This window comes from Sorangium sp. So ce693 (assembly GCF_051521375.1).
In the GTDB taxonomy this organism is placed as follows: domain Bacteria; phylum Myxococcota_A; class Polyangia; order Polyangiales; family Polyangiaceae; genus Sorangium; species Sorangium atrum.
Window position 1 is genome coordinate 9,149,557 of sequence record NZ_CP150347.1, and the last position, 14,601, is coordinate 9,164,157.

Sequence of the window (14,601 nt, forward strand, 5' to 3'; positions counted from 1 at the left end):
GCGGGCGTGATGTTCCTCCGGCGGAGCGCGGCGGAGGCGCCGTGCGCCCCGTGCTTGGGCCCTCGCCGGCGCGGAACGGGCTCGCGTCGCCGGCTGCGCGGGCGATGGCGACGCTCGCCCTGCTCGTGCTCGTCCCCTACGCGCACCCGAGCCTGTCGCGGCTGCGGGTGCTCACGCCGCTGCCCGAGGGGGAGGGGCTCGTCGTGGTCCCGGCGCCGGCGCCGGTGGCGTCGGTCGGCGAGACGACGCTCGCCACCGAGACCACCGAGCAGGCCGAGCTGCGCCAGCCCGAGGAGGTCGCGCTGCCGGCCGCGGCCGCCGAGCTCGTGCCGGCCGCTGTCGCCTCCGAGGGCAAGCCGCCGCGGCCGATCGAGGACCCGAGCGGCAAGGCGATGACGCCGTTCTTCCGCGCGCTCGCGGCGGTGGAGCGCAAGGCGCCGCAGTCGATCGCGCGCATCACCTACTTCGGCGACTCCATCGTGGCGAGCGACTTCGTGACGGCGACGCTGCGGCGCAAGCTGCAGAAGCGGTTCGGGGACGCGGGCCACGGGTTCATGCTGATGGCCAACGCCTGGCCGGGATATTTCCACAACGACGTTGTCCGCTTCGCCGGCCCTGGCTGGCAGGTGAGCCGCGTTGTGGGCCCGTTCGCCAAGGACGGGCTCTACGGGCTCGGCGGCGTGTCGTTCCGCTCGCAGGGCGCGGGGGTGTTCTCGCGCTTCGGCACCGCGGAGTCCGGGACCTTCGGGCGCGCGGTCTCGCGGTTCGCCGTCGATTACCTGAAGCACCCCGAGGGCGGGCGGATGGAGATCAAGATCGACGGCGAGAGCCGCGAGATGATCGACACGCGGGCCGACGCGGCCACCTCGGCGATCGCGACCTACGAGGTCCCGGACGGGCCGCACGCCATCGAGGTGCGGGCGCACGGCCCCGGGGTGCGGGCGTTCGGCGTCTGGATGGAGCGGGACACGCCGGGGGTGGTGCTCGACGCGATCGGCATCCAGGGCTGCCGCATCCGCTTCCTCGACAAGAGCGACGACGCCCATTTCGCCGAGCAGCTGCGCGCGCGGAGCCCGTCCTTGACGGTGTTCCACTACGGCATGAACGAGAGCGAGGACGGCGAGCTGTTCCCGCTCGATCAGGTCGAGTCGACGATGAAGGCGGTGCTCGAGCAGGTGACGGCGGCGCTGCCCGGGTCGTCGTGCCTGCTCGTGGGCCCGATGGATCGCGCCGACAAGAAGGGCGAGGTGTACCGGAGCCGACCGGTGATCCCGAAGCTCGCGGCGATCCAGCGCAGGGTGGCCGGGCAGGTCGGCTGCGGCTACTTCGACACCTTCGGCGCGATGGGCGGCTCCGGCTCGATGGGGATCTGGGTCCAGCGTGGGCTCGGCGGCGCCGATCTCGCGCACCCGTCGGGCGCGGGGGCCGAGGTCATCGGCCGCTGGCTGTACCTGGCCTTGATGGATGCCTACGAAGGCTGGAAGGCGAACGCCGCGCGGCCCTGAGGCTACGCGGCCTCGCGGTCGCCCGACTTCGGCGCCGCCGGCTCGTCGGCGGCGCGCCGCCTGTGCTCCCGGGCGATGCCGACCACGACGCCGAGCCACACGAGCGCGAGGGCGATGTTGACCATCGCGAAGTGGCGTGTGGAGAGCGCGAGCACCTGGCCGGCGATCACCCCTATGGCGGCGAGCACGTCGCCCGCGCGGACGACGAAGGTGTCGATGGCCGCCTTGGCGCTGTACTTGGCGTCACGGCCGACCGGCAGGAAGAGCGCCTGCCGCGCGGTGTTCTGGATGGAGTAATCGGCGCTGTTCTCCGCGATCTTCGCGACGCGCACGACGGCGAGCGCCGGCAGGACGGCGAGGGACGCGTAGCCGAGCAGAGCGATGGCCGGGAGGATGAACAGGGCGAATCGCACGCCGAGGTACTTGAAGATGCGGGAGACGAAGAAGAGCTGCAGGACGACGCCGAACGTGTTGACCCAGTAGAAGAAATCTCCCTTGAAGGTCCCGATGATCGCGCCGAGCGCCGCCTTTTTCCCCTTCTCGGTGCGCGGGTGGACGAGCCCCGCCTCGGCGCCCTCGACGATCTTGCCGCCTGCCTCGACGTCGAACGCGCCGCCCTTGACGGCGGCGATCTTCCCTTCGAGCAGGCGCGACGCCTGCGGATCGACGAGGTAGACCGGCGCGCCCGCCGCGAGCGGCGCGCCCGGGGCCGCGCCGGCGGGGGCCGGCTCGGGCGCGCCGCGCTGCTCGCTTCCCGGGTCGAGCGCGCTCGTGGCGGACTCGATGAGGGTGCGATCGAGGATGTACTCGCCGGTCGAGTTCACCCAGTTGAGGACGAGCGTCAGGCCGGCGATGAGGAGGAGATAGCGGTCGCGCGCGATGATCTTGAAGCCGCCCGCCGCGCCCCCGGGCGGCGCGTCGGCCTTGTCCGCGGCGCCCTTCGAGCCCGCGAGGTCGTCGCGGTGGACGAGGTAGGTGAGCCCGAGGCAGGCGAGCAGCACGCCCGCCGCGAGGAGCATCATGTTGTACGGGCCGATCGGCACGTAGACGCGCTTCGCGATCTGCGCGCCGAGCATGGCGCCGAGGGAGCTCCCGATGCCGACGATGGCGAAGAGCCGCTTGCCCTGCTCGGGCGTATAAACATCGTTGGCGAACGACCAGAACTGCGCGATCACGGTGAGGTTGAAGCAGCCCACCCACAGATAGAAGGGCACCCCGAGGGGGACGCCGAGGCGCGCGAGGACGAAGAAGAGGACGAGGTTCGCGGCGAAGAAGAGCGTGAGCGCGGTGGTGAGCTGCATGCGCCCGAAGCGCCTGGCCAGGGCGCCATAGGCGCGGACCACGCCCACGAGGAGGAGCGCCTGGCCCGCCGCCGCGTAGGCCTTCACCTCGGGGCCGTCGAGGTCGAGCCGGCGCCCGCCGATCTCGAGCCCGCCGCCCGCGAGGATCAGCGGCTCGCGGACCACCTTGAGGAGATAATAGCCGGTGAGCAGGAGGAATACGTTCAGCGTGAGGACGAGGACGCTGAAGACCTCGCGCGGCTTCACCTCGGCGAAGATCGAGAGGAGCCTGTGAAGCACGCCCCGGGACCGTGTCTCGTTCTCTCCTGTGCTCGCCACCCGCCGCTCCATCCCGGGAAACCCGCCGTCCTGGCGGCACCGGAACCGGAACAGGACCGATCCCGAGCGCGCGAGGCTATCGAGCCTGGTCCCGGCCGGCAACCTCCCTCTCGCGGCCCTGCATGTGAACCGCCGCGTCCGCCGCGTCCGCCGCGCCGTCGCGTGGACGCTCGACAGGCGCGCGCCGCGCAGACAGGCGTCTCTCGGGTCGTGAACTCCGCTATGCTCCCGCGCCGCGACGTGTTTGCGTGCGAGAGGCGAGGCGGATTGGGCACCAACGAAGAGGGACCGACGCGCGCGCTCGGCACGGCCTTTCGGCGACGCGCGGCCGCGCTCGCGGGCTGCGCCGCGCTGTCGCTGTGCGCCGAGGCGCAGGCCGCGCCGCAGGCAGAGGGCGCCACACCGCCGCCCGTGCTCCCGGGGGCTCCGCCGGCGGCTCCTCGCACATCGGCTGAGCCTGCTATGCCGCCGCCCGTGCTCCCGGGGGCTCCGCCGGCGGCTCCTCGCGTATCGGCTGAGCCTGCTATGCCGCCGCGGCCTCCCGCCGCGGCGCCGCCGGCGTCCGGCGCGAAGCGCCCTGTGCCGGATTACGATGGTCGCCCGGACGAGGCGACGAGCGCCGGCGACGTGCTGCTCTGGGTGCCGCGGGTCGTGTTCTTCCCCGCTTACCTCGCCAGCGAGTACCTGGTCCGGCGGCCGCTCGGCGTTCTCACCGTCGCGGCGGAGCAGGGCGAGTGGATCAAGGAGCTCAAGGACATCTTCACCTTCGGGCCGAACGACAACATCGGCATCGTCCCGACGGCGCTCTTCGACTTCGGCTTTCGCGCGAGCGTCGGCGTCTACTTCTTCTATGACGACCTGTTCGTCCCCGGCAACGAGCTCCGCGTCCACGCCGCGACCGGCGGGGTCGACTGGTGGAGGCTCACGGTGGCCGACCGGATCCCCCTCGGCGGGCGCGCTCACCTGAAGCTCCGCGGCGAGGGGGACATCCGGCCTGACTGGCTGTTCTCCGGGATCGGCCCGAGCTCACTGGAGCGCGACTGGGCCCGCTACAACGCCCGCAGCGTCGAGGGAACCGCGACGCTCCACGCCGATTTCGGCGCGTTCAGCTTCGTCGAGGCGACAACCGGCGCGAAGACCGTCGACTTCCACGACATCTGCTGCAAGCCGACGGTCGGCTTCCGGGTCGCGCACGGCCGTTATCCGATGCCCCCGTCGTACGACACGGGGTATACGGCCTACCGGATCGGGGCCCGCGCAGGCCTCGACTCGCGCCGGCCGCGCCCTGCGCGGGGCAACGGCGTCCGGCTGGAGCTCTCCGGAGAGCACGCCGCCGACCTGGAGCGGCCGCTGGAGAGCCGGTGGATCCGCTACGGCGGCTCGCTGGGCGGGTTCGTCGACCTCACCGGGCACGATCGCGTCGTGAGCCTCGTCCTCTCGGCGGCCTTCGCCGACCCGCTCGGCCCCGCGGAGGTCCCCTTCACCGAGCTCGCCGAGCTCGGCGGCGACGCGCCGATGCGGGGCTTCCGCGAAGGGCGCCTCCGCGGGCGGAGCGCCGCCGCGGCGACGCTCGAGTACCGTTACCCGATCTGGGCGTTCGTCGATGGCACGATGCAGGTCGCCGCGGGCAACGTGTTCGGCGAGCACCTCCGCGACTTCGATCTCGACCTGCTCCGCATGTCGTTCGTGCTCGGCCTGCGCACGAGCGGCGAGCGCGACCACTCCATCGATGTCCTGATCGGCTCGGCGACGGAGACCTTCGAGCAGGGGGCCGGTCTGCAGGAGCTGCGGTTCATGGTCGGCGCCACCCACGGCTTCTGAGCGAGCGGCGGTCACCCGCTTCGGATACGGGCCCATCTCGACGTTTTCGGTGCTCAGCGCACTTGAGTGCGCTTCCGCGCCGAAAACGCCGATCTGGACCCGTCTCCTGTGCGGGTGACCGCCGCTCGGCAGGGCGTGTCCCGGGGGAAGCTCAGTTGGGCGGCTCGGCGTCGTCGGGGCGCTCGATGCCGACTAGCCTGTAGCCGCGGCGCGGACCGAGGTCGTAGAGGTGGGCGCGCAGCGGACCGGGCGCCTGCCCGTTCAGGACATCGACGATGGCGTAGCGCGAGGGCGCGTCGTCGGGCGCGCCGCCGTCCGCGGCGATGTGGGGGAGCGAGAGGCACACGCGGCCGTCCGGCGAGGGGCGCACGACCGGCCGCGCGCTCAGGGCGAGCGACTCGCCGGCGTACATCGCGGCCTCGTAGCGGAGGTCTTGCGGGCGGGCGACGCCGGTGCGCCGCGCGAGATCGACGCCGCACAGCGCTGCCGGCGAGGCCAGGGCGACGTCGGCGATGGGCGACAGGCGCGTCAGGTACCGCGCCATGATCACGCGCTGTCGCGCGAGGAGCTTGCCGATCAGGAACGCTGTGTGCCGCGGCGCCGTGAAGTCGCCGGTCCGCACGGCAGCCTCGATGAGCTCCGGCGTGAAGCGCGCGAGCGCCCTGGCGGCCCAGGCGCCGTCGAGCTCGGTCATCCGCCCGAAGGCCGGGTTGGGGTAGCCGCCGCGCCAGGCTTCCGGCCGGAAGTCGCGATCGCTGAAGAAGCCGAAGATGTCGCCCTGCGGGTCGTGGCTCGCCCGGTCCCAGGGCCGCTCGGGGATGCCGAGCGTCACGAAGTCGAGGAGCGCGTACTCGGCGTCGAAGTAGAAGGCATGGCCGAGGCGCTTCGAGATCTCCTCCCACTCCCACTCGCTGCCGAAGCAGTCGCCGAGATCGATGTAGTAGTGGCGCACGTGGCCTGGCGACGCGTCCTTGTCCTTCGGGTCCTCGGCGAGCCAGACATCCATCGAGTTCTGCTCGCGCGAGTCGAAGTGGTTGAGCCAGGCGGCGAGCAGGCGCCCCCCGCGCAGGTCGCGCCGGTCTTCGTGCGGGATGACGTCGTTCGGATCGTCCTCCCGGGTCCCCTCGTACCTGAACGGGCCGAGGGCGCGGCCCGGGAGCCAGCGCGAGGCGACCATGCGGACCCGGTCGCCGCGCTTCGAGGCCTTGGCGAGCACGCCGTCGAGCGCCGCTTGATCGAAGGGCCTGGCGACACCGCTGTTGTCGGTCACGGTGAGCCCGGGCGACAGCTTCAGGATCGACGGCTTCAGGTAGACAACGCTGTCGCACGGCGCCCAGAAGCCGGCGGCGTGGTAGAGGCGCGCCGCGATGGCGGTCGCGCCGGTGGCCCGCTCGGGCTGGTCCGACGGGTCGGCCTTGAGCATGAACTTGCCGACGCCCTCGACCTTGATCCGGAAGCCGGGGTTCGCGCCGTTCGGCTTGCCCATGTCGATGACCCAGGACCCGTCCGGCGCCTCGGGATCCAGCGTCTTGTCGCCGCACGGCCCGCGCACGAGCTCCTCGACGGAGAGCGGCCGCTTGCCGATCCGGTTCGTGAACCAGCTGGAGTCCGGCACCTCGTCGACGCTGTTCACGTTGACCGCCTCTCCCCCTGGATCCACGGCGAAGAACCGCGTCACCGGGCGAAAGACGAGGTTGTCGGCGGCGTCCCACGCGAACGAGGACTCGTAGGGCGCCGGCGAGCAGAGGCGGTGCTGCGGATCGTCGCTGGGCGCCTCGGGATCGGGCCGGCAGGGCAACGAGACGGGGCTCAGGTCGGCGTCGCGCCAGACCGGATCGCGCAGGGGGAACCGGCGCACGTCGCCGCTGCACGCCGCGCTGAGCAGGGCGAGCAGCGGGAGCGAGCAGGTGAGCGGCGCCTTCAGCATCGGCGGGTGATGGTAGTGGAGAGGTCGCCGCTCGGGGCGGTTTTCGGCGGATCGAGCGCGGGCGAGCGGCGAGCGGCGAGTGTGGACGACGGCGGCCTCGTCAGAAGCCTTCTTGCCGGAGCCGCGCGATCACGGAGCGGTAGAAGTCGAGATAGAGCCAGGGGTTCCCGTCGCCCGGACTCTGTCCGAAGAGCTGGCCTATCTCGTCGAAATGGTCGGCCGGGATACAGCCCCAGAAGTCCCCCCACCGCGCGTCCCGCGCGCGCACCAGGCCGTCGTTCGGGAACGACTCGCCGATGCCGCCGTCGAGGAGGGTCTCGGTCAGCGACAGCAGCGGGTGGACCGGATCGAGGCCGTCGTCGAACTGCGCGACGAAGGGCGCTGGATTGAGCGTCGAGCAGTCCCTGCCGCCGCGCGCGCGGTTCGTCCGCCCGCCGAAGGAGGCATAGTACACCCCGGGAGAATCGGTGAACCTCGCGTTGAACTCCGCGATGCCGGGCGTCGAGAACTGCTCGAGCGCCGCGAAGACGCTCGTCTCGTTGCCTATCTGATCGTAGAGCGGCGCGCCGATGGCGTTGATGAGATCGTCCAGGATGTCCTGCAGGTGCTCGTCGGCGACGAGCTCGAGCGCCACGTCGGCGACCTTCGAGCCCAGGTGCGGTGTGGCGACGGTGACGATGGAGGCGACGAGATCGGGCCGATCGTGCGCCACCACGCGGGCGTCGAGCCCCCCCTGCGAGTGGGCGATGATGTTCACCTTCTCGTGGCCTGTCGCCGCGAGGATCTGCTCGATCCGCGCGAGCAGCTGCGCGCCGCGGACCTCGGAGCTGTTGAACGGGTCGACGGAGGGCGTGAAGACCGTCTCGCCGCTCTCCGCGAGGGCCTCTTTGAGGTTGTAGAAGTAGCTGACGTATCCCGCGCCCGCGAAGTCCTCGAATCCGAAGAAGCCGTGAGCGAGCACGATGGGATACGGCGGGCCGAGCTTCCCTGACGGCCAGCCGCCGCCCGCTTCGCCCGGGTCGTCCGGCGAGCCCGACGAGCTCGTCCAGACGCCCGAGGCGGAGCCGCCGCCCGCGCCCGTGAGCACTTCGCCGGTGCTCGCCGGCGGATCGAACTGCTCCCCGGCCGCGCTGCAGCCCGCGAGGAGAGCACTGGCGGCGACCATCACACACCCTCCGAGAGCAGCGGACACTCGCCGTCGCCTTCGACGAGCACCCGTGTGAGACTTGCACTTACGCGAACCCCCAACACACGATGACGAGAATGCCGACGAAGAAAGATCCAGCACGACCACCTCCTGCCGGAATCAGCTCAGACTCTGCTGATGGGATGCTGATGTCAAGCGCTGTCGGAAATTTGAATCCTTCGAGGCGTTCAGCGCATTGCGTCGCGGGCAGCGGCGGGCCTCCTGCCAATGCACCACGTGTTTTGACGCCGTGGTGGCGCATTGCGTCGCGGGTCGACGTTGTTTTTCCATGCGGAGGGGCGGGCTGGCTCCGGTAGGTTCGTCGGCCATGCGATCTGTCCAGAGCTCGTTTGCGCTTGTCCTGATGGGTGCCCTCGTCGCTTGCGGTGGCGCGGCGCCTCCTCCGTCGGAGCCGGATCGTGCGGAGGCCGAGGCGGCATCTACGGCGCCGGCTGCGAAGGAGGGCGGCGAGGCGGCGGAAGGTGAAGGTGGGAAGAAGGAGGAGGACGCGGCGGCCGAGGCGTCACGGCAGATCCCGACGACGTGCGAGCAGCGGGGCAACGAGTGTTTGCCGCCGGTGGCGTTCGTGAAGCGCCTCTGCAGCGGGTTCCATCCGGACGTGGCGCTCACCCTGTTCGCGAAGGGATCGCCGTTCACGCGCGGGTACCTGACGCGGGACACCGACGCGGTGAACGCCTCTGGCGGGTCGTCCTCGAACGACAAGCTGCTCTTCGATGAGGAGGTGCTGATCCTCTATCACCGGGAGCCGGAGACGGGGGGCATGGTCGTGAGCGGAGCCGGCGGCGGATACGAGGTCCTGCGATGGGACGGGACGTGCGCCACGCTGATGGCGGAGGAGGTCCGGCAGCACGTACCGCCGAAGCCGAAGTTCGCGGCGATCCCGTGGAAGAGCCTCGACCAGAAGACGCGCGACGCGTTCCTGGCCGACGAGAAGACGGGCAAGCTCATCATCGAGCGGAAGAGAGAGTGCAAGGGCGCGACGATGGGGGCGGTCACCGCCAAGTGCGAGAAGGTCGACAAGCAGATGGCGGCGGCGCTGATCGAGTACGTGCGCGGAGGAGGGGCGTTGCCGACTCCGGGTCCTCTGCCCTGAGGGGCGGAGGGGCAGCGGCCCTGGGGTTAACCAAGAGCGCGCTACATTCTCCTACATCCGAACGTTTACGTGAACGTTTACGTGGACGTGGTCGTGAACGTGAACGTGGTCGTGGTCGTGGACGTGGTCGTGGTCGTCAACGATAGGCCGTGAACGACCACGACCACGTCCACGACCACGTTCACGTCCACGACCACGTTGGTGACCGGGGGCGGGTGGGACGGCTGCCGGGCAGGGCCGCGGCGGGCGGGTCGGCTACTCCGGCTTGTCCTTGGGGGCCACGTAGTCGGGCGGGAGCTGCGCGGCCTCGTTCCCGCCGGTGAAGAAGTACTTGTCGAGCTCGGTCATCCAGATCCGCTGGCCGGCCTCGGAGATGAGATCGAGGCGGTACTCGTTGATGAGCATCTTCGAGTGCTCGAGCCACAGCCGCCACGCCTCCTTCGAGACGTTGTCGAAAATCCGCTTGCCCAGCTCGCCCTTCAGCGGCGGCTTCTCCAGCCCCTCCGCCTCACGGCCGAGCTTCACGCACTGGACCATCCTCGCCATAAGTTGCCCGACTCCTTTTCGCGGGCTTCTTAGCCGAGCCGCGAGGAGCCGTCGAGAGCGGCAGGCGCGCGGGCGAGGTCAGCAGGGGGCCAACCAGATAGCCGAGCCCGAGGAGCCGTCGACCGCGGCAGGCGTGCGGACGAGGCCAGCGGGGGGCCGAGCAGGTAGCGGCCCGACCAGAGCGGCAGGCGGGGCGACCGGGCGGGCAGGCGGCAAGCAGACTGAGGCAGGTGCAGGAGGGCGAGGAAAGGGGCGGAGGCCAAGGCCGGTGGAGGCGCGTGGTGACAGCAGCCGGCAGGAAATCCGGAAGAATCGAACGGGAACGGCCTCGACCGGCGCACAGCGCCGTCCGCGACGGCGGCAGCGACGGAACGATCTGACACCGAAGGGTTGACGCCAGCACGGTTTCTAGCAATATTCGGTCCGTCTGAACGAACCACGAGGGGGCGATCGGCTTCGACGTGGGGACTGAAGGTCTGTCTGCGTGCTGGCGGCTCCTGCTCCGCCTATCAAGCGGGACGTTACAAGTGCGAACGACAACGCATACGCTGTCGCGGCCTAATAACCGCTAAGCCATCCGAGGAGAAGGTCGTCCTAGTACTCTAAGGGTGTCAACCACAGGGCTGGGTCGCGTGAGGACGCCCTCGATAACGCGGCCGAGATTCAGTGAGGGATAGGTCGTAGCCGAATCTACGAACGCCGTCGCCGGCGCATGGCGACTACGCACGTGAACGAAGGTAGACTGGATGCCTTGCGGACCCGGGTTCGATTCCCGGCGCCTCCACCAAGAAGACACGGCGAGAGCCGTGTCTTCTTGCTTTTGTGGGATCTGCGTGTGACCTGATAAATTTTGGCGACCCTGGATTTGGGGCTGGAACGGCGTGAGCGAGCCAACCGGGATCGGGCGCGGCAGGTAACGCGACGGTACGGGGTTCCACCGAGCTCCACGGCGGGCACCAGGCCAGCAGGGACGATCCCGGTGCCAAATCTGCGTGCTGACACAGCCCGGAGCAGAAAGCCGAGCGAGCGAACACGACTGCGCGGCGTGGCGGGTGGGGATCTCTGCCCGGCCCGTCGGCCCCTCCGCCCTGCCGGCGACGCCCTGCCGAGCGGCCTCGTCTTGACACGGGACGGCATCTCGGCTCGCCTCGCAGAGTGGGGTAGCTATGAGGGTAGCTGGCATAGCGGTGAGGAACAGGGAGATAACTCCGGAACCCAGCGCGATGCGACACTCCTTTTATCAGGAGAATCATGAGTGACGAGAAGAGTGTGGATCTATTGGGGATCAAACCAGGCGCCGAAGCGGTAAAAATCGCAACAGAGGGTGCGGTCTCGGGCATCGGCGCGTTCTTAAGCCGCATCTGTCTCCCTGTTGCTGAAGAATTTGGTCTACTGCTTCAAGATAGGGTCCGATGGTGGAGAGCAAAAAATGCCACAAATACACTGGAGCACGCCAGACGACTGATGCCGGCGCAACCGGGCGCAGAGCCGATTGGCGCTCACCCTCAACTGGCACACAAGATCATAGAGGAATCCTCCTGGACCGAGGACGACGAGCTGCAGCAAATGTGGGCAGGACTCCTCGTGTCCGCCTGTTCTAAGACCGGGAAAGACGAGACGAACAAGATATTCATAGAGATCCTATCAAAACTCACCCGTTCTCAAGCCCGCATTCTCCAGCATGCCTGCACGAAGGCACCAAAGCAATTATCACCAAATGGACTCATCCTGGCCGAAGAATTCACCGTCAATCTCAAGACGCTTCAAGAAATATCTGGCATAGACGACATTCATCAACTTGACCACGAACTTGATCACCTTCGTGAAATCGGTCTGCTAAATGCTCTAAATGGTGGATTTCCGGCGGAATCCATCGACCTAAATGCCGGCCTAACACCGACTTCTCTTGCCCTGAACATGTACGTGCGATGCCGGGGAGCACGCCAGTCTCCGATCGAATTCTTTGCTCTCAAAGAGAATAAGCCGCACGGGGAGTAACAGTTAGGCACCGTGCTCGCCCGTGGACGTAGGAGCCAGAGCAGGTCCAGGGCGGCACGCGCCTCGACTTCCTCATGGGTGGGACCGCACCCGGCCAGCGACGAAAGCTTGCGCCTCTTCACTGCCACGCAACCGGCATCCCCGGCCCGCCAATACCTCGGGCATGACCGACCCTGACGAGCTCGACGCCGTCGCTGAAGCTGTCCTCGCCAAGCAGGCCGAGACCCTCTCCCTGCCCGTCGCTCCTGGCCTCGTCCTGGAGCTTGCCTACGACAGCTCCGGCCTGTTCGCCGCGACCTGGCGGGCCGGGCCATGGTGGAGGGCGGTCGAGATCGGGGAGGCATGATGGCGTGCCTCGCGGCAGGCGTGCCTGGTGGCAGGCGGGATCCTGGGACCCGCATACGCCCACAGTGGAACGACCCAGAAGCCGCTCGCTGGAAGCCCGGCGACCGGGCGGCTTTCTCCCTGCGGGAGCACCGGAGGCACTCCCCTTTCGACGCGGGACGGTGTCTCGGATCGCCGCGCAGAGGGTGGCGGCTATGGGCGTAGTTGGAGCAGCAGCAATGTCGAGATAGTCCCTCCCCTCGCGCAGGCGCATTGGACTCAGCAGAATTGCTGCGACACGAATCGGCCCGCAACATTCATTACTGTTCCTCGCCGGCACCGTCACCAACCTGCGGATGCCCAAACGCGGCCGCATATTTCCCGCTCGCGAGCTCGCGCAGGAATTCACGCGCCGTCATCCCGAATTTGTCCGCCAGCTTCCCCAGTGAGATGGCATCCACACCAAGACTCCACGGGTTTCGTTCTCCAAATTTAGCAAAAGCCTCTCGAAAGCCTATTCTATCAGTCCTGTGCGACCCAATAAGAGTGGAGTATCCGATCCCGGAAACACTACCCTCGTATCCGATCTTTCCTATTCCAGCGCGTACTTCTCGAAGATACGAGTCGTCCGCCTCTTGACGCACCGACTCACTCGCCTCTCGCTGCAACTCGTCTATCAAAGCATAAATGACGTTGTACACATACTCTCCGTACTCGAGCGCCTGCGCGCGAGTTGCAAACAGGCCCTTATGAACAACATCGTTGCGAAGCTCCTCCATGCGCCGGGTCAACATCTCAAACGGCCGCTTATTATGTAGCAAGTACGTCACACAAAAAGCGCCAAGCTGCCGCTCGGAACGATTACCCAAGAGCTTCCACGCCCCGTCGATCTCCTTTCCTCCCACTCCACAATTACGAAGAACCACGCGAATATAGAATTCAAAGAACCGCTCTAGCGCGCTTGCAAACGTCGCGATGGCCTCACGATAGTATCCATCAACCAGAGCGAGAGCCGCAGCATCAAAAAGCAACTCAAATCGACGGTTGCTCACCCCACAGACAATCCTGTGCCCCTGCGGGCAAGTCGCTTCATAGACGCCATGCTCACCAACATCCACATGCTCCGCCCAGTGATGCTCCTCGAACTCTTTACTCCCGATTTGCACTCCGGATTCGATAAGCTCCATCATGCATGTATTACATGACAGCATCACCTTCATTCACAACCTCCGCTGAACGCTGCCAACACAACTTCACCGTGACCGGTAGCGATGCACCGAACCGGTATACGAAGCTAAACTCCCCCAGTCCAAGCCTTTCGCATACCAGTCGCCCCCCGGCCTCGTTCTGGAACTCGTGTGCCTCGCGGCGGGCGGGAGCGATCCCGGGGCGCCTGAATTCCTGAACCGCCGGTCCGGCGTCCCCGGTCGTCGGCGACCCTCGGGCATGAGGTGAGCTCGCGCCACGAGGGACCGCACGACGATCACGGATCGGCGATCGCTACCTACGCCGCCTGTACTCGGGCCGCATGAACGGCGGTGCCTGCACGAACGGCCTTGGAACCCGAGGGAGCGGTTCGTGGCGCGGCAACGGAGCCGGAGAGGGAACCCGCTTCTGCTCATCCTCCAGCTCGGCGAGGATCTCAACGTGGAACTTCAAGGAGTGAAACATATGATCTCGGCTTTCCTGCCAGGAGGACAGACCACCGCCTTGGCAGCACCGAAACCTTGACGCGTGCCAGAACCTCGATAGGATCTGGCGCAGTCGCCCGTGCAGGGACTGTCGGTCGTGGTTCTCAGAGCTGCGCGACAGGAAGACGAGAAGGGGTTCCGGGTTGCAGCCCGGGCCCTTTCGCTTTCCATATCCGGCGGAATTTTATGAGCCTGACAAGCTCGTGCCTCCAGGTCCGGTTCTGGCACCGAAGCACAAACATGTCAACATAAATATTCTATATTACGATACGTCGTAACGTTGTGCAAGGGCAAAGTTTAGCCGCGGCTAACAACCGCCGCGCTCCGGAAGCGACGCCACCGCTTGAGCACGGCGGCCAGGCGCCTGCGTCCCCGGCGGAGCCGTGAGAACGCCGTCGCGACGGGCATCCCAAGGCTCCGGGCGATGTCGCTCACCTGCTCGCCCACGCCGACCAGAATGAGCACCCCGCGCTCCCGGGGATGTACCTCCCAGAGCAGCTCCAGCAGGGCGCGCGCCTCGACCTTCCCGTGAGGCGACGGCACGCGTTCCCGGCCGGCGATGCAAGCCCGCGGGTCCGGGACGGCGACCTCCCGGCGGCGGTACGCCTTCTCGTGATACTTCCTGGCCTGGTGGCCGGCGATGCCGATCAGCCAGCGCTGAAGAACGCGCCTCGGAGGCAACCCGGGCTCCGGGCGGTAGCGACCCTCGCGAACGGCCACGACGGCGCCGATGAGGCACTCCTGAAGCACGTCGTCGCGGTCGGCGGCGGGCACGCCGGACCTGGCGAGCATGGCGCGGATCAGCCCGCTCTCGGCGAGGATCGCCTCGGGCGGGATCGTGATCGGCGGCGGTCGTTTCGGCGCGGCGGG

General features: G+C 68.0%; 11 protein-coding genes and 1 other RNA gene. 6 read left to right on the forward strand and 6 right to left on the reverse strand.

Going from position 1 to position 14,601, the window contains the following annotated elements:
• Positions 1–41: 41 nt before the first annotated feature.
• Positions 42–1,505, forward strand: a complete 1,464-nt coding sequence (locus tag WMF14_RS34150; protein ID WP_437793024.1) for a GDSL-type esterase/lipase family protein — start codon at positions 42–44, stop codon at positions 1,503–1,505.
• A 2-nt stretch (positions 1,506–1,507) separates the two neighbouring features.
• Here WMF14_RS34150 and WMF14_RS34155 read toward each other — a convergent pair whose 3' ends face one another.
• Positions 1,508–3,124, reverse strand: coding sequence for an NTP/NDP exchange transporter (locus WMF14_RS34155; protein WP_437793026.1), 1,617 nt, complete (start codon positions 3,122–3,124; stop codon positions 1,508–1,510).
• 579 nt (positions 3,125–3,703) lie between these two features.
• Between WMF14_RS34155 and WMF14_RS34160 the strand changes: the two genes are divergently transcribed.
• Positions 3,704–4,945 carry a BamA/TamA family outer membrane protein gene (locus tag WMF14_RS34160; protein WP_437793028.1) on the forward strand — a complete coding sequence of 414 codons (1,242 nt, stop codon included), beginning with the start codon at positions 3,704–3,706 and terminating at the stop codon, positions 4,943–4,945.
• Positions 4,946–5,096: 151 nt separating this feature from the next.
• Here WMF14_RS34160 and WMF14_RS34165 read toward each other — a convergent pair whose 3' ends face one another.
• Positions 5,097–6,872, reverse strand: a complete 1,776-nt coding sequence (locus tag WMF14_RS34165; protein ID WP_437793030.1) for a hypothetical protein — start codon at positions 6,870–6,872, stop codon at positions 5,097–5,099.
• A gap of 100 nt (positions 6,873–6,972) precedes the next feature.
• On the reverse strand, positions 6,973–8,037 hold the full coding sequence (locus tag WMF14_RS34170) for an esterase/lipase family protein (protein ID WP_437793031.1): 1,065 nt from the start codon (positions 8,035–8,037) through the stop codon (positions 6,973–6,975).
• 349 nt (positions 8,038–8,386) lie between these two features.
• Between WMF14_RS34170 and WMF14_RS34175 the strand changes: the two genes are divergently transcribed.
• Complete coding sequence (locus tag WMF14_RS34175; protein WP_437793033.1) at positions 8,387–9,172, forward strand: hypothetical protein; 786 nt, start codon at positions 8,387–8,389, stop codon at positions 9,170–9,172.
• A 255-nt stretch (positions 9,173–9,427) separates the two neighbouring features.
• On the opposite strand, the gene WMF14_RS34180 is transcribed toward WMF14_RS34175, so the two are convergent.
• On the reverse strand, positions 9,428–9,718 hold the full coding sequence (locus WMF14_RS34180) for an oxidative damage protection protein (protein ID WP_437793035.1): 291 nt from the start codon (positions 9,716–9,718) through the stop codon (positions 9,428–9,430).
• A 442-nt stretch (positions 9,719–10,160) separates the two neighbouring features.
• Here WMF14_RS34180 and ssrA point away from each other — a divergent pair.
• The 3 genes from ssrA (at position 10,161) to WMF14_RS34195 (ending at position 12,062) form a co-directional block, all read left to right on the forward strand.
• Positions 10,161–10,505: a transfer-messenger RNA gene (ssrA, locus tag WMF14_RS34185) on the forward strand.
• A 464-nt stretch (positions 10,506–10,969) separates the two neighbouring features.
• Entirely contained in the window at positions 10,970–11,716 is a 747-nt protein-coding gene (locus WMF14_RS34190; RefSeq protein ID WP_437793036.1) for an Abi-alpha family protein, read from the forward strand.
• A gap of 163 nt (positions 11,717–11,879) precedes the next feature.
• Positions 11,880–12,062 carry a hypothetical protein gene (locus tag WMF14_RS34195; RefSeq protein WP_437793038.1) on the forward strand — a complete coding sequence of 61 codons (183 nt, stop codon included), beginning with the start codon at positions 11,880–11,882 and terminating at the stop codon, positions 12,060–12,062.
• 298 nt (positions 12,063–12,360) lie between these two features.
• Here the strand turns inward: WMF14_RS34195 and WMF14_RS34200 are convergent, their stop codons facing one another.
• Both WMF14_RS34200 and WMF14_RS34205 read right to left on the reverse strand, forming a co-directional pair.
• Positions 12,361–13,260, reverse strand: coding sequence for a hypothetical protein (locus WMF14_RS34200; protein WP_437793039.1), 900 nt, complete (start codon positions 13,258–13,260; stop codon positions 12,361–12,363).
• 768 nt (positions 13,261–14,028) lie between these two features.
• Positions 14,029–14,523: a sigma factor-like helix-turn-helix DNA-binding protein gene (locus tag WMF14_RS34205; protein WP_437793041.1), complete on the reverse strand. Its 495-nt coding sequence runs from the start codon at positions 14,521–14,523 to the stop codon at positions 14,029–14,031.
• Positions 14,524–14,601 lie beyond the last annotated feature (78 nt).